General features: G+C 59.0%; 13 protein-coding genes and 4 pseudogenes. 5 read left to right on the top strand and 12 right to left on the bottom strand.

What is annotated here, in order from left to right; all coding sequences use genetic code 11:
* Positions 1-24: 24 nt before the first annotated feature.
* The 5 genes and pseudogenes from sufB to RX328_RS08665 all read right to left on the bottom strand — a co-directional run bounded on the left by sufB (position 25) and on the right by RX328_RS08665 (position 2,959).
* Positions 25-1,488 (bottom strand): annotated as a pseudogene (sufB, locus tag RX328_RS08685) (Fe-S cluster assembly protein SufB).
* A gap of 228 nt (positions 1,489-1,716) precedes the next feature.
* Entirely contained in the window at positions 1,717-1,911 is a 195-nt protein-coding gene (locus RX328_RS08680) for a 4Fe-4S binding protein (RefSeq protein ID WP_108522955.1), read from the bottom strand.
* Positions 1,912-2,319: 408 nt separating this feature from the next.
* Positions 2,320-2,430 carry a sigma 54-interacting transcriptional regulator gene (locus RX328_RS08675; RefSeq protein WP_108522956.1) on the bottom strand — a complete coding sequence of 37 codons (111 nt, stop codon included), beginning with the start codon at positions 2,428-2,430 and terminating at the stop codon, positions 2,320-2,322.
* A 132-nt stretch (positions 2,431-2,562) separates the two neighbouring features.
* Positions 2,563-2,772 (bottom strand): hypothetical protein, encoded by a 210-nt coding sequence (locus tag RX328_RS08670; protein ID WP_213255615.1) that lies wholly within the window; start codon positions 2,770-2,772, stop codon positions 2,563-2,565.
* A gap of 28 nt (positions 2,773-2,800) precedes the next feature.
* Positions 2,801-2,959, bottom strand: coding sequence for a hypothetical protein (locus RX328_RS08665; protein WP_190242193.1), 159 nt, complete (start codon positions 2,957-2,959; stop codon positions 2,801-2,803).
* A 174-nt stretch (positions 2,960-3,133) separates the two neighbouring features.
* On the opposite strand from RX328_RS08665, the gene RX328_RS08660 reads away from it, so the two are divergent.
* Positions 3,134-3,361 (top strand): hypothetical protein, encoded by a 228-nt coding sequence (locus RX328_RS08660; protein WP_317258652.1) that lies wholly within the window; start codon positions 3,134-3,136, stop codon positions 3,359-3,361.
* 21 nt (positions 3,362-3,382) lie between these two features.
* On the opposite strand, the gene RX328_RS08655 is transcribed toward RX328_RS08660, so the two are convergent.
* Together RX328_RS08655 and RX328_RS08650 are read right to left on the bottom strand one after the other, a co-directional pair.
* Positions 3,383-3,505, bottom strand: a complete 123-nt coding sequence (locus RX328_RS08655; protein WP_256441713.1) for a hypothetical protein — start codon at positions 3,503-3,505, stop codon at positions 3,383-3,385.
* Positions 3,506-7,126: 3,621 nt separating this feature from the next.
* Positions 7,127-7,594 carry a hypothetical protein gene (locus RX328_RS08650; RefSeq protein WP_213255620.1) on the bottom strand — a complete coding sequence of 156 codons (468 nt, stop codon included), beginning with the start codon at positions 7,592-7,594 and terminating at the stop codon, positions 7,127-7,129.
* 957 nt (positions 7,595-8,551) lie between these two features.
* Here RX328_RS08650 and RX328_RS08645 point away from each other — a divergent pair.
* The gene (locus tag RX328_RS08645; protein WP_213255622.1) at positions 8,552-9,631 is read left to right on the top strand and encodes a hypothetical protein; all 1,080 of its coding nucleotides are present in this window, start codon (positions 8,552-8,554) and stop codon (positions 9,629-9,631) included.
* 31 nt (positions 9,632-9,662) lie between these two features.
* On the opposite strand, the gene RX328_RS08640 is transcribed toward RX328_RS08645, so the two are convergent.
* Together RX328_RS08640 and RX328_RS08635 are read right to left on the bottom strand one after the other, a co-directional pair.
* Positions 9,663-11,627, bottom strand: a complete 1,965-nt coding sequence (locus tag RX328_RS08640) for a glycoside hydrolase family 127 protein (protein WP_213255624.1) — start codon at positions 11,625-11,627, stop codon at positions 9,663-9,665.
* Between the two features lie 279 nt (positions 11,628-11,906).
* A pseudogene (locus tag RX328_RS08635) lies at positions 11,907-13,998 on the bottom strand (prolyl oligopeptidase family serine peptidase).
* A gap of 1,128 nt (positions 13,999-15,126) precedes the next feature.
* On the opposite strand from RX328_RS08635, the pseudogene RX328_RS08625 reads away from it, so the two are divergent.
* From RX328_RS08625 to RX328_RS08615, 3 genes and pseudogenes are all read left to right on the top strand, one after another.
* Positions 15,127-17,786 (top strand): annotated as a pseudogene (locus RX328_RS08625) (PAS domain S-box protein).
* Positions 17,783-18,457, top strand: a complete 675-nt coding sequence (locus tag RX328_RS08620; protein ID WP_108522965.1) for a response regulator transcription factor — start codon at positions 17,783-17,785, stop codon at positions 18,455-18,457. Before RX328_RS08625 ends, RX328_RS08620 begins: the two are co-directional and overlap by 4 nt.
* 116 nt (positions 18,458-18,573) lie before the next feature.
* Positions 18,574-18,963, top strand: a complete 390-nt coding sequence (locus tag RX328_RS08615; RefSeq protein ID WP_057852051.1) for a response regulator transcription factor — start codon at positions 18,574-18,576, stop codon at positions 18,961-18,963.
* 466 nt (positions 18,964-19,429) lie between these two features.
* On the opposite strand, the gene RX328_RS08610 is transcribed toward RX328_RS08615, so the two are convergent.
* From RX328_RS08610 to RX328_RS08605, 3 genes and pseudogenes are all read right to left on the bottom strand, one after another.
* Positions 19,430-20,848, bottom strand: a complete 1,419-nt coding sequence (locus RX328_RS08610; protein ID WP_317258651.1) for an ISNCY family transposase — start codon at positions 20,846-20,848, stop codon at positions 19,430-19,432.
* 3 nt (positions 20,849-20,851) lie between these two features.
* Complete coding sequence (locus RX328_RS43325) at positions 20,852-21,088, bottom strand: hypothetical protein (protein WP_375293238.1); 237 nt, start codon at positions 21,086-21,088, stop codon at positions 20,852-20,854.
* 59 nt (positions 21,089-21,147) lie between these two features.
* Positions 21,148-21,994 (bottom strand): annotated as a pseudogene (locus RX328_RS08605) (IS110 family transposase); the annotation flags it as partial.
* Between the last annotated feature and the right edge of the window lie 70 nt (positions 21,995-22,064).

Here is a 22,064-nt window from a genome sequence, read left to right as displayed (position 1 = left end):
CGCGGCCTCCTCAAGATGAGGTCACTATCCAACCGATCCTTCGAGCGAGATCGAGATCAGCTTCTGCGCCTCAACCCCAAACTCCATGGGCAGTTGCTGCAGCACGTCCTTCACAAAACCGTTGACCACGAGGCCGACGGCTTCCTCCTGGCTGAGGCCGCGCTGGGTGCAATAGAACAGCACGTCCTCGGAGATCTTTGACGTCGTCGCTTCATGCTCGAAGGTCGCGGACAAGTTCTTCGCCTCGACGTAAGGCACGGTATGCGCGCCGCATTTGTCGCCGATCAGGAGCGAGTCGCAGGCGGTGAAGTTGCGCGCGCCCGTCGCCTTGCGGTGCGGTGACAAGCCCGCGATAGGTGTTCTGCGAGACGCCGGCTGCGATACCCTTGGAGATGATCCGGCTGGTCGTGTTCTTGCCGAGATGGATCATCTTGGTGCCAGAATCGACCTGCTGGTGACCGTTCGAGATCGCGATCGAGTAGAACTCGCCGCGCGAATTGTCGCCGCGCAGGATGCAGCTCGGATATTTCCAGGTGATCGCCGAACCGGTTTCGACCTGGGTCCAGGAGATCTTCGAATGGTTGCCGCGGCAGTCGCCGCGCTTGGTGACGAAATTGTAGATGCCGCCAACACCTTCCAAATTGCCGGGATACCAGTTCTGCACCGTCGAATATTTGATCTCGGCATCGTCGAGCGCGACGAGTTCGACCACGGCGGCATGCAACTGGTTCTCATCGCGCTGCGGTGCGGTGCAGCCTTCGAGATAGCTGACGTAGGAGCCCTTGTCGGCGATGATCAGTGTGCGCTCGAACTGGCCGGTATTGCGCTCGTTAGTGCGGAAATAGGTCGACGGCTCCATCGGGCAGCGCACGCCCGGCGGCACGTAGACGAATAAGCCGTCGGAGAACACCGCCGAATTTAGCGTCGCGAAGTAGTTGTCCGAGGTCGGCACGACCGATCCGAGATACTGCTTCACCAGATCGGGGTGCTCGCGAATCGCCTCCGAGATCGGCATGAAGATCACGCCGGCGGCCTTCAGCTCCTTCTGGAACGTGGTCGCGACCGAAACCGAGTCGAACACCGCGTCGACCGCGATCTTGCGATTGGCCGACGGCTCGCCGCCGGGCGGGGGCTCGACACCTTCGAGAATGGCGACTTCACGCAAGGGAATGCCGAGCTTCTCGTAGGTCTTGAGGATTTCAGGATCGATTTCGTCGATCGAGGCCAGCGTCTTCTTCGGCTTCGGCGCCGCGTAGTAGTGAATGTCCTGGTAGTCGATCTTGGGGTAGTTGACGCGCGCCCAGGTCGGCTCGGTCATGGTCAGCCAGCGGCGATAGGCCTCCAACCGCCATTCCAGCATCCAGGCCGGCTCGTTCTTCTTCGCGGAAATGAAGCGGACGGTGTCTTCCGACAGACCCTTGGGGCCTTTTCCGATTCAATGACCGTCTCGAAACCATATCGATACTGGTCGACGTCGATGCGGCGCACCTGGTCGACCGTCTTCCGTACGGCTACATTGCCCGCTCCGCAAGGACAACTCCGCCCATTTCCGACGAGGGCTGCGCCGTGCCTGCTTCGATCCATAGGCGATCGCGCTAGCCGCACGCAGTTCGAGGCCGGCGATCAGGCCAATCGGGCGACCCATCAGAGAAGTTGCCGCCGCCGAGAGAGTCTCAATCTTGCCGCGCGTCACGGCCCCACTCATCGGCCGCTCTTCTATGCCTGCACGCATGTGTCGGGCACCGGGCAGACAACAGCGCATTGCGGCGCGTCAAAATCACCCTCGCATTGGGTGCACTTCTTCGGATCGATTACATAGATGTCGTTCTTGAGGCCGATTGCTGCGTTGGGGCATTCGAACTCACACGCGCCGCAGACGGTGCACTGGGAGGCAATTATCTTGTAAGCCATAAACTCCGATTCCTTGGGCAGGCGACGCGGGACGGCTTCTTTCTTTCAAGGCTCGTGCCAAACGCCGAGCTTTGATTTATCTCGGCTATTTTCCGTCTCGCGCGTGTCCTGGGCCAGACAGCGTGTCGCGACCACAACACTCGGCTCACAGGCGCCTGATATGAATGCCGTACTTCTTGAGCGCGTAGCTGGTCTGGCATGGGGTTAACTCGAGGAGGCGAATCGCCCTCCGCCCGCGCCCAGCCCGACTTCTCTACGCCCGCGATAACGGTGTCGCGGTGGGTAATTTTCGCCCCGCTCCCCGACGCTGATGCCATGGTAGAGGTCTGCGCGGTACTTGTTTCGCGCCACCGCCTTTGGAGAGTGCGGTTGATGGCATCAGTGACAGTACGGCGACCTTGATAGTCTCTAGTCGCCGACGCGCTGGAACCCCTGCTCCTGCAGGAGACAGAGCAGCTTCTGGGGGAGTGGCGAGATCTCACCGATCTCGTCGAGAAACGGCGTTGCCATGTCAGCCATTCGATATTCCTTGAGCGGAGTTCAGCGCTCCGATGAAAGGCCTCTTCTCTTGGGCGGACAATTCCGATCCAGCACCGTCTCAGGCAGCGGGGGCGACAGCTCGTGCACGCGTGGCGACCAGTTCCTCGCCGGTCACGGAACGCCCCGCAACAGTACGATCGTGTTGGACTTGGCAACGACCGCGATCTTCTCGATCTGGCCGCAGTGACGGTGCTGATGACGCTTGAAATGGACCTTCTTGCCGTCGCGGGTGGGCTTCAGCTCTGACAGCCTCTTCTGTAGCCCCGAGCGCGGCGCCAACAATTGCCCGCAGTCGCGCGCGAGCAGGCAATGCAGCTTCACGGTTGGCCGACCAGATTGGCTATGATGGCTAGAGGGCGGCCGTCGGAATCGATCGATCGTCCAGCACCCGATCTGCCCGCAACCGTTGCACCATTGCGAAGTGAACGATGCGCGCATCTTTGAAAGCGCCGAGTGCATCCATATTGTCGGGGCAAAACACCGGATGTGCGGCGATCGCAAAAAACATTGGCCCTTATCTGCTTATTTCCTGCAAGGTTTTAGGCCAGCGTAAGCGACGCGATAGCCCTCGGACTTTTGCGCAACGTCGCGTTCGCAACAGATTGGCGGATTTGAGACAAGCCGAGGGTTTGCTTTCGGACAGAAAGCGCGTGCTGCACGCCCGCCTGTGATCCGGGGCAAGATGGCCTTTCATGACGCGCTGTTTGCCGACACCGCGCAGATGGAAGATGTCGCCGGTGAGCGCGTCCATGATACCATGCAGATGCTTAAAGCGGTTCGCGCCGACTGCAGTAGGCGGGGGCAGGTCCTCGTCTCCATGTCGCAGACGAAACCCGGCAGGATCGGCATCGTCGACGGAGACGGATGGACCGATGCTGCCGACGCCATTGCGAACCGGCTGGTGATCTAGGCGCGGAAACGCTTTGTCTACTCAAACTTCGCCGGCCGTTGGCGGGCGCCAGTCGAAATCGGCACGCGCATCTACAAGGATCTCGTAATCGGCCATCTCCGGCGGGCCGGTGGTGGCCTCGCGGGACGGTGTGCTGCGCGGCATCTCCCGTCACGGCAGCGATGTTCGTTCCGGTGTCAAACTCTTGGAGATCGATCCGCGCGGCCGGTTGGCGCAATGGTCTGGCATCGACAGCCGCGGCCGGGCGGCACAGGCTCCGAATTGACCACACAGCCTCAACGTCAAAGGAAATGTGGTTGCTAAGAGCCGTTCAAAGGCGGAACGCAGTTCAAGCAGGCGCTTCTCAACGACTTTTCGCTCCGCATCAGGCAGCTCGGTTTGAAGCAATCTACGACAACGCCAAATGTCGTTCCGCACGGATTTGATCTCACTTAAGCTATCATCAATCGAAGTCATCCCGGATGCCTACTTAGTTTGGAACTACTGACCAATCGTGCCATTCTTCAGCAAGGGGCAGTACATTTGCCTCGCGGCCCGATCGCGAATGATTCGGTGTGCGCGAGGCTTGCATCGATCGATACCACCTCATCGCAGCGTGTCTGTCGATAGAACGCTGCGGCTCGTCAGCAGCAGTGCAGTCAGGCCTGCTGAAACGAGGCCGCCGCGTGGCCAATCCCCGCGTGGCGGCGGGCCGTTCTTCTCGTCCAGCTGCTTCAGCGCCGCCAGCATGTCGTCCAGATACAGTCTATGCAGGATAAGCGTTACCTCGCGAAGCGCCGGGGAGAATTGACCATACATATCCAAGGGCCATGACGATAGGATTACGCGCTTCTCGTCTGAAAAAAAGGAGGCATCGTTCAGCACATCTTCGGATGAACCGTAGTGCGAGTGCGATACCGGGTGGATTTTGGGCTGGCACTGTGGTGAGCGGCAAGGGAACTGACTGTGGCGCAAACTTCGCGCGTTGAGCGACGCGGAGGCAGCCAGCGCATCGAATTCTTCTCTGGACTGGATGTCGACATGGACGAGACGATCTGGTTGTGGACGAAGGTAAAGCTGTTGGCTGATCGGGACGCCATCGAAAGAGCATTGAAGCCATTCCTTGGCCGGCTACGCGCCGCCCCCGGGAGTGCCAGAGCGCTTCGGTCTTCCGCTAAATGAACTGAGCTCCCCAAGAGCGCGATGAGGGCCTGGACGCTCTCGACCAATTAGAAGTTGAAATCTATTCTGGCTTCCGCATCCTGGCCATCGTCGATGACTTCACGCGCGAACGTCTTGCTTATCGTTGATACGTTCGTCGCCAGTCTTGCGGGTCGCGCGCGAGCTCAACGCTGTGATTGCATTCCACGTTTGTCCAGCGATGATCGTCCCCCGCGGCACCGAGCTCACCAGCATGGCAACGGGCTGGTCGCAGCACCGGCAGATCGAGTGGCACTACATCCCAGCGAGCCGCAGTGATTCCTTCGTCGAACTGTCACATGACCTCATCATATCTCCTGTATTCGTCGGTGTGACCGTCCCCAACCCGACTGCCACACTCACTCGACGGAAGGGGCCATCGGGTGCCGAGTTCTATGTTTTTTTTGGAAACACTGGCTGGGTAGGCCGGAGCCCGCATGAACAGGTTCTATTTTGTGGAGTAGCATCATGACGCCTGCAAAATCCGCGCAAAATAAAGTATGTGCTGAGTTGAGAGGTGTTTTGGAGCATGCTGTCCGGATAGTGCCCGAAGCGAGGCGGACGTCTTCGTTGAAGGCATGCCTTGCCGAGAAGGTCTTAACTCTGGCCGCAGGGGGTGAATCGGATCCAACTATCTTGGCGCGTGTCGCGGTGCGGACAATGCAGGAATCCTGTCGTAGCTGCTACGGATGTGAAGGGTAGTGACCTGCGCGCGATATCTTGCGTATCGCCCGCGCACTTGAACTGCTTCACTGGCGGCCGAAGGCGGATTCGCCCCGGTAATCGGTCCCGCAACAGCGATGGTGTGATTTCCTGGGGTCGTCAGGATCGCTTTGGTCTTGGGTTCGCGGCCTCAAAGTCCAGATCATTTTCCTGCCGGCAGCGATTGCAAAGCTCGTCATCAATAATATGCGAAGGCGAGCGCTGGCGACAGAAGATCGCACTATCAGCGTGGCTTCTGCCGCGTTGATTGATCAGCGACGCAGTCACTCTCGCATTCGCGCCGATTAACCCGCTCTTGCAAATCTCGAAGCCTCTCAGTGCGATTGCCATCCATGTCGAACCAAAACGTCGGCTAGCTCGCGGCTGGCCTTGACGTCGACCAATTGCCCTCCCCTGCCCGCGTCCGGCAGCTGGTAGGTGCCGTGGGAAAGTCCTGCAGGAACGGCGAAACAGAAATCAGGTCGCTGCGTGATATGCCTCTGAACCGCTTACCGGGTGGGACGATTCCGGACGACTTACGGCCGGTTTGGCGGCGTCCAGGGCGGGGCAGAGTCAGCATCGTCACGCAACTCGTGCGCTGTGCGCGCATTCAAATCAACCAGTGACTCAAGGCCGCCGTAGATGTCTGGCGACGGGCCCTGGCAGACGACGACGGTCCGGCGGTTCCAGCGCCGGCGCAGACTTAGCATCGTCACGCAAATCGTGCGCTGTGGGCCCATTCAAATCAACCAGTGACTCAAGACCGCCGTGGATGTCTGGCGACGGAGCCCTGACAGACGGTCCGGCGAGGTCCAGCGCGGGCGCAGGGTGAGCATCGTCACGCAAATCGTACGGTGTGGGCGCATTCAGGTGAACCAGTGGCTCAAGACCGCCATAGATGTCTGACAACGGAGCCCCGACAGAAGGGTCCTGATCGCCCTCCATTGCGGGCAAACCCGATTGCTCGCGGCCTTGCAACCCCAGCGCCTGGTCCGCGTCGACCGTTTGTAGGTAGTTCCGAAGGATCGCCAAATCCCCGTCCATTAGTGTTCGATTTCGACCCGATCCCCTGAACACCGTAACGTCTTCCTGAAACGCGTACTGGTGCCGCTGACTGCCGCTGACTGCCGTTGAGCCGGCCAACGAGCTCCCCCTATTCTCCTTTTTCAGCCAGTCACTGAGCGCGCGAAGACGGGTAGCCCGCATATGAATAGGCCTCCTCTGCTCACCAGTCGAGGCTCCAACGTCGCGCGCGGCGTGCCACAACGCCTCGTTGATCAGGCGGGCATCTAGGGGATAGGGATCTAGGGCGCGAGGGGCTCGACCGAGTAGGTCGTCTAGCGTCGGGAGTGTCCCGGGCAGGAGCTTGTTCACCGACGACACGACACTCCGGGGACCACCACCATTGGTGATATAGTCCCGCATATCGGCCACAAGGGAATCGTGGTCAAGCCGGCCCGCTATTGGAGCCCTATTGTTCTAGCGAAGCCAGATGCTTCGATCTTGTACATCAGTTCGCGCGTTCGTGACGCAACGCTCGGGTACGCCTTTGTCGCGGGCTGCTCGCTTGGCTTCGCGAATAAGCGCCACGTCCTCCCCAAAGGCCTGGCTGTAGCCGCGCCTGGACCTGCCCGAGCCCGAACCGTCTCGCAGTCCGCTCACGCGCTCTTCAAAGCTGGCTTGCAGGCTCGCCGCCCCGATCCGCGGCATCCAAAAGCTGCTCCTGGTCGACACTCTGCGCGGGCCAGTGGGCGGCTGAACCCATTCCCTGCCAAAGCTCCGGCGCATCGAATCTGTCGGCCAGCACCGGGCCGCCCCGATCCGCGGCACTACCCAAAAGCTGTTCCTGACCGAAACTTTGCACGGGCACATGGGCCGCCGGCCCTAATGGCAACCGCGAACTGCCTCCCTCCTCGCGCGAAGTGCCCTGCCCGCGCTCTCGCGGTACTCACGAAGCCTGTTCAACGCATAGATGAGTTTGTTGTCGCTCGGAAACAACCTCTTAGCGTGGCCGACCAGCGAATCGTGACCAAGCATAGCAATCGAGGAAGGCCGGAGTGCTGCAGATAACTTGCGAAGATTGCTAGAATAATTTTCGGCGGTTTTCCGGTCGATCGCTCGACCAAAGCCTGCTTCGGCCGCCGCCCTGATGAGGCGGTCATCTTCTTTGGAAGCGCGATAATGTGTTGTAATGGGGCGAGCGGCGGCACCGGGCTCACGATATCGACTAAGCATTGACAACGCGGGGACGATTACCTTGTCTTTCGGAAACAGCCGTTTAGCGCGATCGAGCAACGACTCGTCATCGAGCATAGCAATAGTTTGGCCAGAACGCTTGAGCACATCAGCCAATTTGCGAAGATGATGATCATAAATGCCGACGGTGACGGTGCTCGGCGGCGTCCCCCGATCACGGGCTGCATCGGCCGCTGCTTGGATGAGGCGATCGTCTTCCTCAGAGATATCGAAAACTCTCTGTCGGGATTAACGGCATCCATCTGAGGCAGCTCGTCCAAATGCTGCGCAAAATCCACTTGCTGCTGTTGCGGCTGTTGGACCGTGGAGTTGTAGGCAGCAAACTCTCTGTCGAACGGATTGATTTTGTTAAATGGGGCCATGTTCCCGTCCGATTGGAGCCGTTTCGCATATCTGAGCAGCGTTCGCTCTCGACCTCCCACGCTACTATCGTTAGCTTTCGAGAAGCTGACGCGGTTTAGAGAAAATAGAATATGAGCCAATGGCCAAAGCGTTCTTTCTGCGGGTGCAGCAGGATCGGTGTCTGCCGAAGAAAGGCTCCTATGAGCATGAGAGAGTTTTGAGTCGGGAAGGGGAAAGCAATTGCAACCTCCGTTTGCCGCTCCGCTAGCAGCCCAGTACGGGGCAGCGGATCGCCCTATGGCCGTGCAGGCCATCATGCTGAAGTCGAAATCAAAATGATGAGCCTTGCCCGGCCGATGCTTGCGCTGCGGCTGAGCTCGGTAGATCTTTCGGGTGCCTGGGCCGCAGGCGCCGCAGCGAGCCACGACGGCGAGCGCGACTAGAAAGGAGAGAGCCCTATCGCCCCCACGGCTCTGACATCCTGTAGTGGTGCTGTTGCAGGCCACGAGTCGTCCGCTTCGTGGCGGAGGGTGGATCCGCGCCGCCGATGCAGGTTCGTGGGGCGCTCTCCTCCGCAGTGATGGCAGCTGAGCGGGAAGCGATCGAAAAAGTTTGGGCGTCAGTGGCATTCCTTCTCTGACTCGTCAGCTTCTCGAAAGCCGCCCCCCTTACAAAAATAGGACCGATGCACCTATGCTCGCGGGGAACACAATGAATATCGATACACCGAACACTGCAGAAGACTCCGTTCAAGCTTACGGTCTCCTGCGGCAGCATCAACGGGCGCCGGAACAGCCGGACGACCTGAGCGGACAAACCAGGTCACCAGCACACCCGTCCGCGGACCAAGCGAACTTTGAGCAGCAGCTAAGTGACCTTCGGCCAATCCACCAAACGTCTGATTCAGCTACCGCTTTGACAGATTCCGAAGTTGGATCGCCCTCGATCATGACGAAAGGCAATCTGGGAGCGTGCGCTATCCAGGAAAGCGAACGGTGCCCGGCCCCATCGTTCATCCGAGGGCGCGCCGAGCTTGCCGCATCACTGGCCGGAGCGAACGTTGAGGCGCTCAGGAACGAGATCAGGCTGGCTGAGCAGCGAACAGCACAGTGGCCAAGAACAACCGGATCTTCCGCGGGCAGTATCGATGGCGACCGCATTCTCGAGGACGTGTTGGCATCATCGTATCTGCCGCTACACCGTTTTCAGAACGAGGACATCGATTGCGAGCCGCTCCTAGAGAAGGAGGTGAGTGCCATCGCGCATGTGCGTTCCTTAGCGGATTTGCGTGCTCACGCTAGCCCGCATGTTTCTAAGGCCGCTATCTGCTCGGACGACGAAAGGGAGGACGAAATTGATATGGCGCGCCTCGCTGCATTGCACACCCAAGGCGTTACAGAGAGTGCTTTTGTGTCATTGTGCGAGGACCCCTCACGACTGCTCCTTTCAAAGGACGAGACCGAGCATGGCGCGAAGGCAATTGCAGAGAACGCTAAGAAGTTACACACCTACACGGTACCGAGTGTCACCGCTTGGCCGACCAAAAAAATCAACGGTATTTTAGAGCGCGGCCATGCTCCTGGAGATGAGGAGTTGCGAGTTTGGGTGAGGGGAATACCGACCGAGGAGACCGAGGTCTTGTTTCTGGGCGGCAATCTAGCTGACTATCGGACAGCCAGCGTAGATAATCCGAACACGGCTGACGCACTGCAAGATGGTCCGCCCGTCAAGAAAGCAAGGGTCAGCTCCGATGCGCCCGAGATGATACGGCATCATCACGGCCAAACTTGATCGCACTTGACGCGCGACTCAGGCGTTCGCGTCAACGCTCATTAATCCAAATCCGCATTTCGCCTTCGCCGCGGTTAGCCCAGCTGAACCACGGAATGAATGTCAGCGGCTGCAGTTGTAGCTGTCCGGGCACTTTGTCGTACTGATAAAGCGCCCTTTCTTCAGAATGCGTGTGTTGCAACCTGGCCCCATCAGCCTGCAGCAAAATCTTGTCGCTAAAGAGACCAGTGCCTTCGATAAGCGAAAACCGGCTTTCTGCAGGAAGCCAAACGTTGTGTAACTCGGTCCCGTTGTCGGCTTCTTCCAGACAATAAATCAAAGGGCCACGCTGGATAGCCACCTTGCCCGCCAAATTGCGAAGTTGCGGATGACCGTATACGCGGCGTACTTCCATCGGCAGCGATAGTTTGACCCGATCTCCCTGCCGCCACGTGCGGTGAATGTGCAAATAGCCCTTGCGCGACTCGCAATTGACAGGTTCGCCGTTCAGGGTCGTCTCCGGCGCGCTGCACCATGCCGGCAGGCGCAGGGCGAGCGTGTGGGCGATTGGCTGTGCAGATTCCACAGCGATTTCCACCTCGTCCCTCCAAGGATAGTTGCCGCTCATGAGCAACCGCAGCGTATGCCCGCCGACCGATACCGCCACGCTATTGCCAATATAGAGATTGATATAGAGCGCGTCGGAGCATGGCGTATAGATGTAATGACCAATTGATGTGAAGATGCGTGCGATGTTCGGCGGACAGCAGGCGCAGCCAAACCAGCGTTGCCGCACCGGCCTGACATGACTGTAGATGCCATTGGACCGCAGCGTTTTGGGATGAACTTCGAGCGGGTTAACATAGAAATAGTGACGCCCATCAAAAGCGATACTGCCCAGGACCGTATTGTAGAACGCGCGCTCCATCACGTCGGCATAGCGACTGTCCACTTCCATCTCCAGCATACGGCGCGCGAACATCATCAGGCCAATCGACGCGCAACTTTCCGCGTACGCAGTATCGTTCGGCAGATCGTAATCACTGCTGAACGCTTCGCCGAAGCTTTGCGAGCCGATACCGCCGGTGATATAGATCTGGCGCTGCACCATGTTTTGCCATAGCCGCAGGCAAGCCTGGCGTTGCTGCTCGTTCTGACGCAGCCGCGCGAGATGAGCGACCGCAGTCATGAGGTATACAAACCGAACCGCATGACCGGTTGCGGTCCGCTGTTCCGAAATTGGCAGGTGCGCCTGGCTATAGGCTTTATTTTTCACCGTCAAGGGCACGCCAGATGATTTGACGTGGCAGGATTGCCGGCGTTTCTCGTGTTCTATGTCATAGAAGTGCGGCTCTGTGCCGCGTTGCTCCACGAAATAATTGGCTAGCGTCAGATATCGCTGCTCCTGCGTTACTTCGTAGAGGCGCGTCAATGCAAGTTCAATTTCTGGATGGCCATCATAGCCGTGTAACTGATCGCGCTCCGGGCCGAAAACTGTGCCGAGATGGTCAGCAAGCTTGCAAACGACCTCCAGCAGGCGTCGTTTGCCAGTAGCCAGAAAGAAAGCGATACCCGCTTCAATCAAGTGGCCGGCACAGTAAAGCTCATGGCATTCGGCTAGGTTGCTCCAGCGGTCCTGAGGCGCCTTTAGCATGAAATAGGTGTTGAGATAGCCGTCGCCGCATTGGGCGGCCGCAATCAATTCAATCAGCTCATCGGCGGCTTTCTCCAGGTCCGGATTGGGTGTCTGGCATAGCGACCAAGCAAGCGCCTCTAGCCATTTTGCGACATCACTGTCCTGAAAAACCGTGCCGTAGAACTCCCCCTTCGCACGTCCGGCGGCAATACGGAAGTTTTCTACCGCGTGGCTCGGTGTCGCTGCGGGATTGCGGTCGTTCAGCGCGTCCCATTGATAGGGAATCGCCACTTCCGTCACCAAGTGCTGGCATTTCCCAATCAGCGGATCCGAGACCTGTAGGTCGTGAAGATTGACTTCGGCCACATCCCGCTGATTCATCTCGTTTCTCCTTTGTGTGGGGCGAACGGGCGCCTAGCTCAGGCAAGCCAGCTCGCCATGATCGTTGTTGAGGTTGCGGCCTCGAAATTGGCGGCTGCGCAATCGTATTCTCCAGGCGAACGTTGAAGCGCTAGAAATGGAAAGGCTGCCCCCGATGCCGCTGGACGGCGTAGGCCTCAGAAAGGGCTGGTCAAACCGAGCTTCTTTCCAATCTCCTACCGCTGAAATGTCATGCAACAATCACGCTGGAGTCTGTGGGATCACAAACGTCGGGCCGGCCTAAGCCTCGCCGTCAAGCCAGCCGATCTTGCTCTTCAGGAACCGAAAGCCCAGCACCTCGAAGCCGGCGCGCTCCCTGTTGTCCCGGCTGTAACCATGGCCGCCCTCCGCCGGCTCGTAGAAATAGGCCTCGTAGCCCATCGCCTGGAGCTTCGCGGCCATCTTGCGCGCGTGTCCGGGATGAACACGCACGCCGCGTAGTGGCGATCAGGATCGGCGGGTATTTTTGGCCGCGCTTGGCGGCATGATACGCGGAATAGGTCTTGAGCCACTCCCAGTCATCGAGCTTGTCAGGGTCCCCATATTCTGCAATCCAGCTTGCTCCTGCCAGAAGCTTGGTGTAGCGGCGCATGTCGATCAGCGGGATCGTGCAGAACAGCGCGCCGAAGCGTTCCGGATAGCGCGTCAGCATATTGGTGATGAGGATGCCGCCGTTCGATCCGCCCTGGGCTGCGATCCGCTTCGGCTCCGTCACGCCGCGACGCACGAGATCGGCGGCAACGGCAGCGAAGTCGTCGTGCGACAATTTCTTACCGCCGAGTCGGCCGGCATCGTGCCAGCGCGTACCGAACTCGCCGCCGCCGCGTAAATTCGCCTGCACCGTGGTGCCGCCGCGCTCGAGCCAAAGCTTGCCAAGCGCTGAATTATAGTACGGCCTCACCGAGATCCCAAAGCCGCCGTAGCCGCTCATATGGACGGGCGCATCGCCCGTCTCGTCGGCCGGACCGGTCTGTACATAGGGGATGCGCTCGCCATCAACCGAAATGGCCTCGTGTTGGGTGACCACCAGCCCATCCGCGGTAAAGGTCTTCGGCGCCTGCTTGAGCACGGTCGGATTGCCGACGTTATTCTCGATCAGCATAAGCGAAGCTGGCGTGAGCGGATCCTGGCTCACGGCGAGCAGGTCGCCATTGCTTTCCGATGGATCCCAATCAAGGCGCCAGAGGTCGACGACCCCGATGTCGGGAAGCCCGCGCAGTTGCGCGCGGGTCCACCCTTTATCGGATGGCGTGCAGATCTCGAAGGACGGCCGCAGCTCGTTGAGAACGGAGAGCACAAGCTTGCCTGCACTCCAAGAGAATCCCTGCAGCGCGCGGCGCGGGCCCGGTTCGAAAAGAACCTCGAACTGAGGGTTGCCTCCAAGGAACGCCGCCAACGAGGTGACGAGCACCGTATCCGCGGCATAGGTCCGCTCCGCCACAGACCAGGATTCGCGCGGCTTGATGGCAAGCCAATCGCGATGGGGGAGCATCCAGACGTTGCTTGGCAAATTGATTCTAGTCGTGGCACCGGATTCGTCACCGAGCCAGCGGGCAAAATTGAAGGCGTCCACCCCATCGACGAACCACATCCGCGGCGGCGCAACGGTGTGGTCGACATCGCAGCCGGCTCCGACATGATCGGCTGCGATCTCAAAGATCACCGGCGCTTGATCCGCCTGCGTACCGCGACGCCACAGCCTCACCGTACGCGCATAGCCGGAGGTCGTCGCCATGCCCTGCCCATGAGAGCTCGACAGCACCAGCGTATCGCGATCGAGCCACTCAACCCCGCCCTTGGCTTCCTGCAGGACGAAGCCATCGCTGACAAATGTCTTCGCGCCGGTATCGAACTCACGCAAGGTGACGGCATCGCTGCCGCCGCGCGATAGGCTCAAAATCATCCGTCTATGATCGCCGGCCAGTGAGGCCGTCGCTTTCAGAAGCCAGTCTTGGCCTTCGCTGATAGCGAGCTGATCGATGTCGAGCAGAACTTCCCATGACGGCTTCGGCATGCGAAATTCTTCCAGAGAGGTTCGTCGCCAGACGCCGCGTGGATTGTTGGCGTCCTTCCAGAGATTGTAGAGGTAGCCGCCGCGCCGGCTGACATAGGGGATATTGTCGGGTCGGTCATAAATCGAGGTCAGCGCATCGCGATCCCGCTCCAATGCCGCGCCGCCAAACACCTGCAGCGTCTTGCCATTCTGCCACTCGACAAATTTCAGCGCCCGCGCGCCTTCGATCAGTTCCAACCACAGATAGGGATCATCATCTGGAGCGGAAGGCGTGGGCTTTCCAGCCAGCGACTTTGTCGTCGCGCTTGCTTTGATCACGCTTCACTCCATCCCTGGCATTGACGCGCACTCCCGACATGGCACCGCATCAAAGCTTTCACATATTTCATCCGTAGTTCCTTGATCTGGCCGCCGCGCGGCGTTCATTTAATGCTGATTGCCATGTCTGCGTCAGTTCCATCCACTGCTGAAGTTGGTAGTTGATTTGGGCGCGCTCTGACGCATCACATCCTCAATCCTTGGACCCCAAGCTGCCGGTGGCAACTTCATCTTCGATGCCAGCTCGGCTTGTGGCGAGTGGGACGATATTACCGAGCGGCTTGGGCGACACCGTAGATGATAACCGCTGCTGCAAAGCGCCACTCCAAACCGCCTTAAGACACTAAATGCTGGTCGGCTCCGGGCCAAACAGGTCGGAGCGCAATCGATAAGATCTAACAATACAGAAGCAGCTCACTATGCGTGGTCGCGTTGGTGTGGCTATCTTGAACGAACTCTACTCGACTGCGGCACCGGCCTTCACCTGCCGGAACGATACGGGTCGTACACGACAATCGGTTCAACCGGTGGCGCAAGGCGGCTATCTGGGATCGGTCTGATGAATGCTGTCGTCAAGGCTCACGATGGCAGTTCGATTGTAAGCATCCATCAGCACGCCTCCGGGCCAAAAAAAGAGTGGAGATCGTTGTGTGGGCCGAAGCCGAGGAGGCCTCACCACCAAGACCCACGCGCGGGTCGACACGAAAGCCGCGCGGTCCCCCTCCAAGATCTCGCCCGGTGCGGTCCACAGCGCCTGGCCGACGCCCAACTCGAGGCCTAGATTTAGGAGACTGGCCAACATAGGCATGTCGCCAAAGGCTTCCCGTGATTGATACTCGGTTTCGAAGTGCCGGCCTCGCTTGTTGCGCTCTACCGGTTCTACGCGCACTGCCGTGTGGGTTCTAAGAAGGTCTTGATGGCCGCCTCAATCGGCCAATTTTTGGCGAAGCTTCTTTCGGCGTCATCAAAGCCGGGGAGCACGGAAGTCGCTCTTCCGCGTAAGCCATTGAGATAATGGCTGAATTGCGCCGAGGCATGATAATGCTAGCGCTAGCTGCTGAAAATCAGCGCCAGGGCCGGGTTAAAACATTCGTATAGTTCTCCAGCTCCTTTCGATAGTTTAGGATCATGAGTAACCAGCTTACTAAGTTCAGGTTCGGACGCTCAGCCACGCAGTTTTTCGCGCTGGCGTTGATGACGCTAACTTCGTTGTACCTTCACGCCCATTCGCCGCGACGGCGTTCGGCTATTTGGAAATGATATTGGTGTTTTCTCTGATGGGCAGCCTCATAGCCTCTGCCATGCTTTTCATCTTGCCGGTCGCTGCTTTGGCCTACTTCTTTGCGCCGCCCACTTTCAATCTGAACGATCCGCAGGATCTTCCTGTGGTTGTGGCCTTTCTTGTTGCCTCAATTGTTGGAACGCACCTGATCGGAAAAGTCCGCCGAGAAAGGGAGGTTGCGCTTGAGGCCGCGGCCGGGCTCCGGCGCAGCGAGGCTGAGTTGCGCGACCGCGAGAAACAGTGGCGCGAAATCTTCGAGCATAACCCGGTCATGCAATTCACAGTCAATGCCACCGGAATGATCCTGAACGTCAACACGTTTGGCGCAACACAGCTCGGCTATGCGCCCTCGGAGCTTGTCGGGCATTCCGTGCTGAAGGTATTTCTGGAAGAAGATCGTCCGTTTGTTTGCGAGCGCGTCGGGCTGTGCATTGAAACGGTCGGCCAATCGCACACTTGGGAGATCCAGAAGATCAGGAAGGATGGCTCGGTGCTGTGGGTGCGCGAAAACGCCAAAGCCATGCAGTGGGCAGAAGACAAGCTCGTCGTCCTTATCGCTTGCGAAGATATCACCGAGCGAAAGCGGACGGAAACTGCCCTGCGGCGGAGCGAAGCCCATCTGGCCCAGGCGCAGGAATTGAGCCGCACCGGCAGCTTCGGCTGGAACGTCGCCACCGGCGAGGTCCACTGGTCAAAGGAGACCTTTCGTATTTTCCAATACGATCCGTCGACGAAACGGATCCCGCAACTCGTCGTTGATCGAACCCATCCAGAAGATCGGGCTGCCGTGCGAGAGACCATCGAACGAGCGCTCCAAAACGAAGAGGATTTCGAGCACGAATACCGACTGCTGATGCCGGACGGCTCGGTGAAGCACCTCCACGCGCTGGCACGAGCCATTAGAACCGCCTCTGGTGATATCGAGTTTGTCGGCGCAGTGACGGATATTACGGCTGCAAAGCAGGCGGAACAGCAGTTGCGTCGTAGCGAGGCCTATCTGGCCGAAGCCCAGCATCTCAGCCACACGGGCAGTTGGTCCTGGGACGTCGACCGTCTCGAATTTGTGTATCGCTCCGCCGAAGTCGATCATCTGTTTGGCTTCGATCCGGAACAGGCTGTATCGATAGAGACCATCCGGTCGCGCATCCATCCAGACGACTTGCCGCGGCTTCAGGAAGTGCCACGCCAGGCCATCAAAGACAAGGGAGGGCACTTCGAATATGATTTCCGAATCCTTCTTCCAGATGGCGCGATTAGGCGCATACATTCCGTTGCGCACGCCGTGGTCGGCAGCGATGGCAACGTCAGCGAACTCATCGGAACGCATATGGATGTTACCGAGCAACATGCGGCCAGGGAACGACTGGAAAGAGCTCTTGCTGCGTTGCGCGAAAGCGAGCAGCGGTTTCGCGACTACGCCGAAACGGCCTCCGACTGGCTCTGGGAGACCGGACCGGACCACCGGGTCACCCGCTTGTCGGAGCACACCAGCGCAGCAGGCATTCTGGCCACAGAGGTCGTCGGCCTGCTTAGCTGGGAAATTGCGCGCGATGTCGAAGCAGAACCCGAGAAGTGGCGGCAGCATCGGGCGACACTCGATGCACGTCTTCCATTTCGCGATTTCATCTATCGCACCGTCACCCAGATGGGATCTCCAATTTACGTCCGGACCAGCGGCAAGCCATTTTTTGATGCTGCCGGCAATTTCCTCGGCTATCGCGGCGTCAGCACCGACATCACCGCAACCATCCGCGCAGATCAGGCCGAACGAGAACTGCGGAAGGCACAGGCAGAGCTCGCGCACGTGACGCGCGTGACGACGCTGGGCGAGCTGACAACCTCCATCGCCCACGAGATAAGCCAGCCGCTCGCCGCCATTATCACCAATGGCGAGGCTTGTCTGGGTTGGCTTGGTCGCGAGACTCCTGATCTTTCGGAGGCGCGCTGCTCAGTGGAGTGGATCATCGAGGACGGGATTCGGGCGAGCGAGGTGATCCGCCGCATCCGCGCGCTTGCGAAGAAAGGCGAGATCGAGATGGTGCCGGTCGATATCAATGACATCGTCAAGGAGGTAATCGCGCTGGTGACACGCGAGCTGGTCAGCCATCAGGTGTCGTTCCGGACCGAGTTGACGCCGGCCCTCCCCGTGATCCTGGGTGACCGGGTTCAACTGCAACAGGTGATCACAAATCTGGTGATGAACGGGATTGAGGCCATGCAGACGGTCAGGGACCGGCCGCGCGAACTGGTGATTCGGTCATCCCAGGACGATATGGGACGCGTGCACCTTGCCGTGACTGATTGTGGTGTCGGGATCACCGAGGACGACGCGGATCGCGTATTCAATCCCTTTTTTACCACTAAATCAAGCGGCCTTGGAATGGGGCTTTCGATCTGCCGTTCGATCGTGGAGGCTCACGGAGGGAGCCTGTCGATCGCCCGCAAGCAAGAGCCGGGCGCGACTTTTCAATTCGCCCTTCCGTTGCATAAAGAGGTTGTGTCGTGACCGGGCGCTCCGACTCGCCGCACCAAGGCGTGAAGACCGAGGAGCCGAGCGGAAGGGCGATCGTGTTCGTGATCGACGACGACGTCTCAATGCGTCGTTCGCTCGCGAATCTTTTTCGATCGGTGAACCTGGACGTTGCTGCGTTCGGATCGGCGCAGGAAATGCTGCAAGGCAACCTTCCGGAGGTTGCCAGCTGCCTCGTCCTTGACGTCAGGCTTCCTGGATTGAGCGGCCTCGAGCTGCAGACTGAGCTAGCCAAGTTGAACCTTCACATTCCGATTATTTTCATTACTGGCCATGGCGACATTCCAATGAGCGTCAAGGCCATGAAGGGTGGAGCGGTCGATTTTCTTACCAAGCCGTTTCGCGATCAGGAGCTGCTTGACGCTGTCGTCGCTGCGACCGAACGGGATCGCAAGAGGCGGGAAGTTGAGAAGACGGTTGCGAACTTGCAGTCCTTGTTCGAGACCTTAAGCCCACGGGAACAGGCAGTGATGAAACTGGTCGCTGCCGGCCTGATGAACAAACAAGTAGCCGCAGAGCTCGAGCTCGCCGAAATGACCGTCAGGATCTATCGCGGACGGGTGATGAAGAAAATGGGCGCACGGTCGCTGGCCGATTTAGTCAGAATGGCTGAGACCCTCGGAATTTGTGCCAACCACCCCGAATGAGCCTAAGTATGAGTTTACATTTTCATCCCGCAAGCCCACCTTGGTCCACAAGCCTACCCTTTGTCCAGGCGGCTATGCTTCGGCAAGCGCCTTTCCCGCGTTAGGAGGGGATCGTCTTGTCCACGCCTCCGCTCATTTCCATCGTCGATGACGACGGGTCGGTCCGTGCTGCGATAAATAATCTTTTGAAATCCCGCGGCTATATCGTCCATACATTTGTGTCGGCCGAGGAGTTCTTGCGCTCGCCCCATCTGAACGGAACATCGTGTGTGATTGCGGATGTGCAGATGTCGATTATGAGCGGCTTGGACCTGCTGACACATATGCGGGCCCAGGGTTACAGTGCACCGTTCATTTTCATCACTGCCTTTCCCGATGATCGCGTTCGCGCCCGTGCGCTGAGCGCCGGAGCGATTTGCTTCCTGGCCAAGCCCTTCGCTGGACGGCACTTGATCAGGTGCCTCGATACCGCACTGGATAAGTATCGCGGCGGAGCCAGCGCATGAGACGATGAGCACGCAGTCTGCTCAAAGTTCGGATCTGATTTGTGAGCGCGGCCCGCGGACCGCGCGCTTTGCCATACCACAAGGTCGATGAGGACCTCGGCCTCACGGCTCAACACGTCAGCAATCCTTGGCGATCGGGTTCTTTTATTGACATTCTTCGTTCGCTATTCGTCACCTTGCTTGCGGCCGGCCTCCATCGTGAGTGCTTTGAGGTCTCCGATGAAGCCGTCCGGCCAGTCCTCCGTTGCACTAGCTAGTTTCTGTCGCGAAACACCTGCATTTGTGTTGAGGGCGCCATTTCCTCAATAAAACCGGGGCGAATTAGCAGTAGATGCTAGCATTCGCCATGTGTTTTGACGCGAGTTTCGTCGCGATTTCATGAGGCGTCCGGTAGACGGTGCAGTGGTTGCACTGAAGTGCAGCGGATAAGATTTCCGCCGCAAGCGAGGGACTTGAAGAGATATTGTCAGGCGGCTTTTCGTCTGCGCGATGATCGGTCCGCCAACAGGGCTGCGATCTTCATGAGGTTGTTGGCGAGCACGGCGGCTGCAACCCATAGCTCGAAGCGCTCGCGACCTTCGGCGAGACAACGCTTCATGCCGCGACCGCGGAATAATACTGAGATGCGCCCCTCGATGCCGGCGCGAAAGCGCTGGCCGTCCTTGAACTCCCGGCTCTTCTCATAGGCTTCGCGTTCGGGCGCCTTGGTGCCGCCCTGCTGTGGGATGCACATCACCTTGACGCCTTCCTGCTTGCACGACATCACGTTCTTCTCGCTGAAGAAGCCGCGATCCGATCCGTACAATTTGGGGACGTCGCCGAAGGTCTGCCTGTGGCGTACCAGCGAGATAACCACATGCTGTTCGTCGATGGGATTTCCGTCTAGCACGTCATACTGCGTGATCAAGCCGCGCGCGCTTTCGGCGAAGAGGACCTTGTGGCCAAACTCGATCGGCGACCGCACCTTGCCGCGCTTGATGAGGTCCGTGTGGGGCTCAAAAATCGAATAGAGCTCGGCCGTTGGAACTTGCTCGCCGTTAAGCACACGGCGGCGCGACTGATCTGTCACACGGTCTGCAAGACCACAAAAGTGCTCTATCTCTTTGCGCGTCTCCGCGATGGCCAGATCGGTGATCATATCTTTGCCGCGCGCTTTACGGGTTTGCCGGAGCGCCTTTCGTGCGCTTTCGATGACTTCCTCGGCAATGCCAATGAGTTCGCGATATATCGCGGTCTGCTGATCCTGGCGCTGCCTTGTGGTCATTTGTTGGATCTCTTGCATCCGCCGCCGCGCCGATCGCGTCCGATCTCGGAACCCCTTGATCCGCCGCCGCTCCAGCGCTGTGGCGAGGCGACCGATCAGGCGCGTGACCACGCGAACGACATCCCACAACAGCGTGTTGTCGGTCGGATGATGAATGTCGGTCTGCACCACCGTGGTATCGACACGCAGCTTTTGGCCGTCTTCCAGTCCGAGCTCGACCGCCGCCCGCACCACCAGATCATTGATCGCCTTGAGCGTCTCGGGCGTGAGCCGATTGAAGCCGCGGTGGAACGCATCATGTCGAGGCACTGGCAGACAATAGAAGTCCGTGAACTGGCGCAGCGTGCATCCGTCGGCGATCCGCTCACGTAATTCGCGATAGTTCCAGTTCTTGACGCGCATCAGAACCAGCGAGCGCAGCACCTGTTGCGGCGTCAGGCCGCTGCGACCCGTCTCGGCCTTCTTCAAACCCCGCGTCAGATCGCAGCGGACCTGGTCGATTATGTCCTTCTGGTCGTCAAGAAAATCGGAAATCGCCTGCAGCAACGGCTCAAGGCACAGGCCCTGACGCACCAACTCCCAATCAGCAAAACTGACCTGCCGCTCCGCTATCCGGGACACCGCTCAATCCTCGTCGCGCTTCGCAGCTCTGGCGCGTGCTCGCTTGAGCGCCTTGATATATCGCGGCGCCGCTTGGTGCAGCAGATCCTGCAGAGCCCGCCCGTTGTCCAGACTGCGCTGAACCTCCGGCACAAGCTCTTCCGGCACATAGACGGCAACACGATGCCCATTCGCCCGGCCGTACAGAACATAACTTTGATGCTGTTCGCCGGACTGGCACGCCGCGCAATTCTCGCGGATGCACCGGCTACGCCGCAGGCTCAGCGAACCGAGAAGCGCAGGCCAAAGATTCGCCGATTCACGGTCGCTGCTTCATACAACAGTCCGCGCAGATGATTGTCGCCGCGCCGATATGACCGTCATAATCGACTTCACCCGACTGGTAGCGTCTGGTCGTCAGACCGATCCAGGCGCCCACCGAGCGCGATTTTCTAAAGTTTCCCGGATCCTCGATCGCTGCAACGAAGGAGGAAGTCGTTACCGCGCCGATGCCAGGGATCGACGCAACCAACTGGCATTACTCACTCGCGCGGGCTGAAGCAACAAGTTGCTTGCTCAATTCAGCGGCGCGGGCGCGCATGCCCCTCCAGGCATCGAGCAACGGCTTGATAATCTGCTTGAGGCCGGCATTGTTCGCCAGCAGGCTGCACACATGGCCCTCAAACACGCGTCCTGCCCCCTTGGGAACGACTAGATCGAACGTCTTCATCAGGCCCGGATCTGTTTGGACAGCTGGGTTGTCATCCTGAGCAGTTGGTTGCGCGCTGCGACCAGCGTGCGAACCAGCATGCTGTCAAAGCTCTTCACCCGCACCTCGCGGTAAGAGCCGACCTCGGCAAGATGCGAGAGCCCATCCGCGTCATTTGCGTCGGTCTTGTTTGGCGCCATATCTAGCGCCACCTTGGCGTGCCGCGCATCTATGCAAATCGCTGGCAATCCTTCCTGTGTCAGTGCGTGGTAAAACCAGACTGACAAGGGGCCCGTCTCGAACACGACGCGTTCCGCGTTCGATGCACGCTTGCGGATGACATCGGCTATCAGCTTGGGATCGGATGGGCATTTTCCGCGCCAGATCCGCTTGCCTCCTTTGCGTACCGAGACGATTGTATCTTTCAATGACGCGTCGAGGCCGATAAACTGCTTCATGGTTGTCTCCCGTTTGATGCTGGGCCCGGCGTCGAGTCGAGAGCCCGTATTTCATCCTATCGGGGGGCAA

Source organism: Bradyrhizobium sp. sBnM-33 (genome assembly GCF_032917945.1).
In the GTDB taxonomy this organism is placed as follows: domain Bacteria; phylum Pseudomonadota; class Alphaproteobacteria; order Rhizobiales; family Xanthobacteraceae; genus Bradyrhizobium.
Note: the sequence above shows the minus strand (reverse complement) of the source record. Positions and strands in the feature narration are given on the sequence as shown.

Bases quoted from the DNA above. Each gene is read 5' to 3' on its own strand.
- RX328_RS08680 (WP_108522955.1), bottom strand. From the start codon at position 1,911: ATGGCTTACAAGATAATTGCCTCCCAGTGCACCGTCTGCGGCGCGTGT.
- RX328_RS08675 (WP_108522956.1), bottom strand. From the start codon at position 2,430: ATGGCTGACATGGCAACGCCGTTTCTCGACGAGATCGGTGAGATCTCG.
- RX328_RS08665 (WP_190242193.1), bottom strand. From the start codon at position 2,959: ATGTTTTTTGCGATCGCCGCACATCCGGTGTTTTGCCCCGACAATATG.
- RX328_RS08660 (WP_317258652.1), top strand. From the start codon at position 3,134: ATGGCCTTTCATGACGCGCTGTTTGCCGACACCGCGCAGATGGAAGAT.
- RX328_RS08655 (WP_256441713.1), bottom strand. From the start codon at position 3,505: ATGCCGCGCAGCACACCGTCCCGCGAGGCCACCACCGGCCCGCCGGAG.
- RX328_RS08645 (WP_213255622.1), top strand. From the start codon at position 8,552: ATGAATATCGATACACCGAACACTGCAGAAGACTCCGTTCAAGCTTAC.
- RX328_RS08640 (WP_213255624.1), bottom strand. From the start codon at position 11,627: ATGAATCAGCGGGATGTGGCCGAAGTCAATCTTCACGACCTACAGGTC.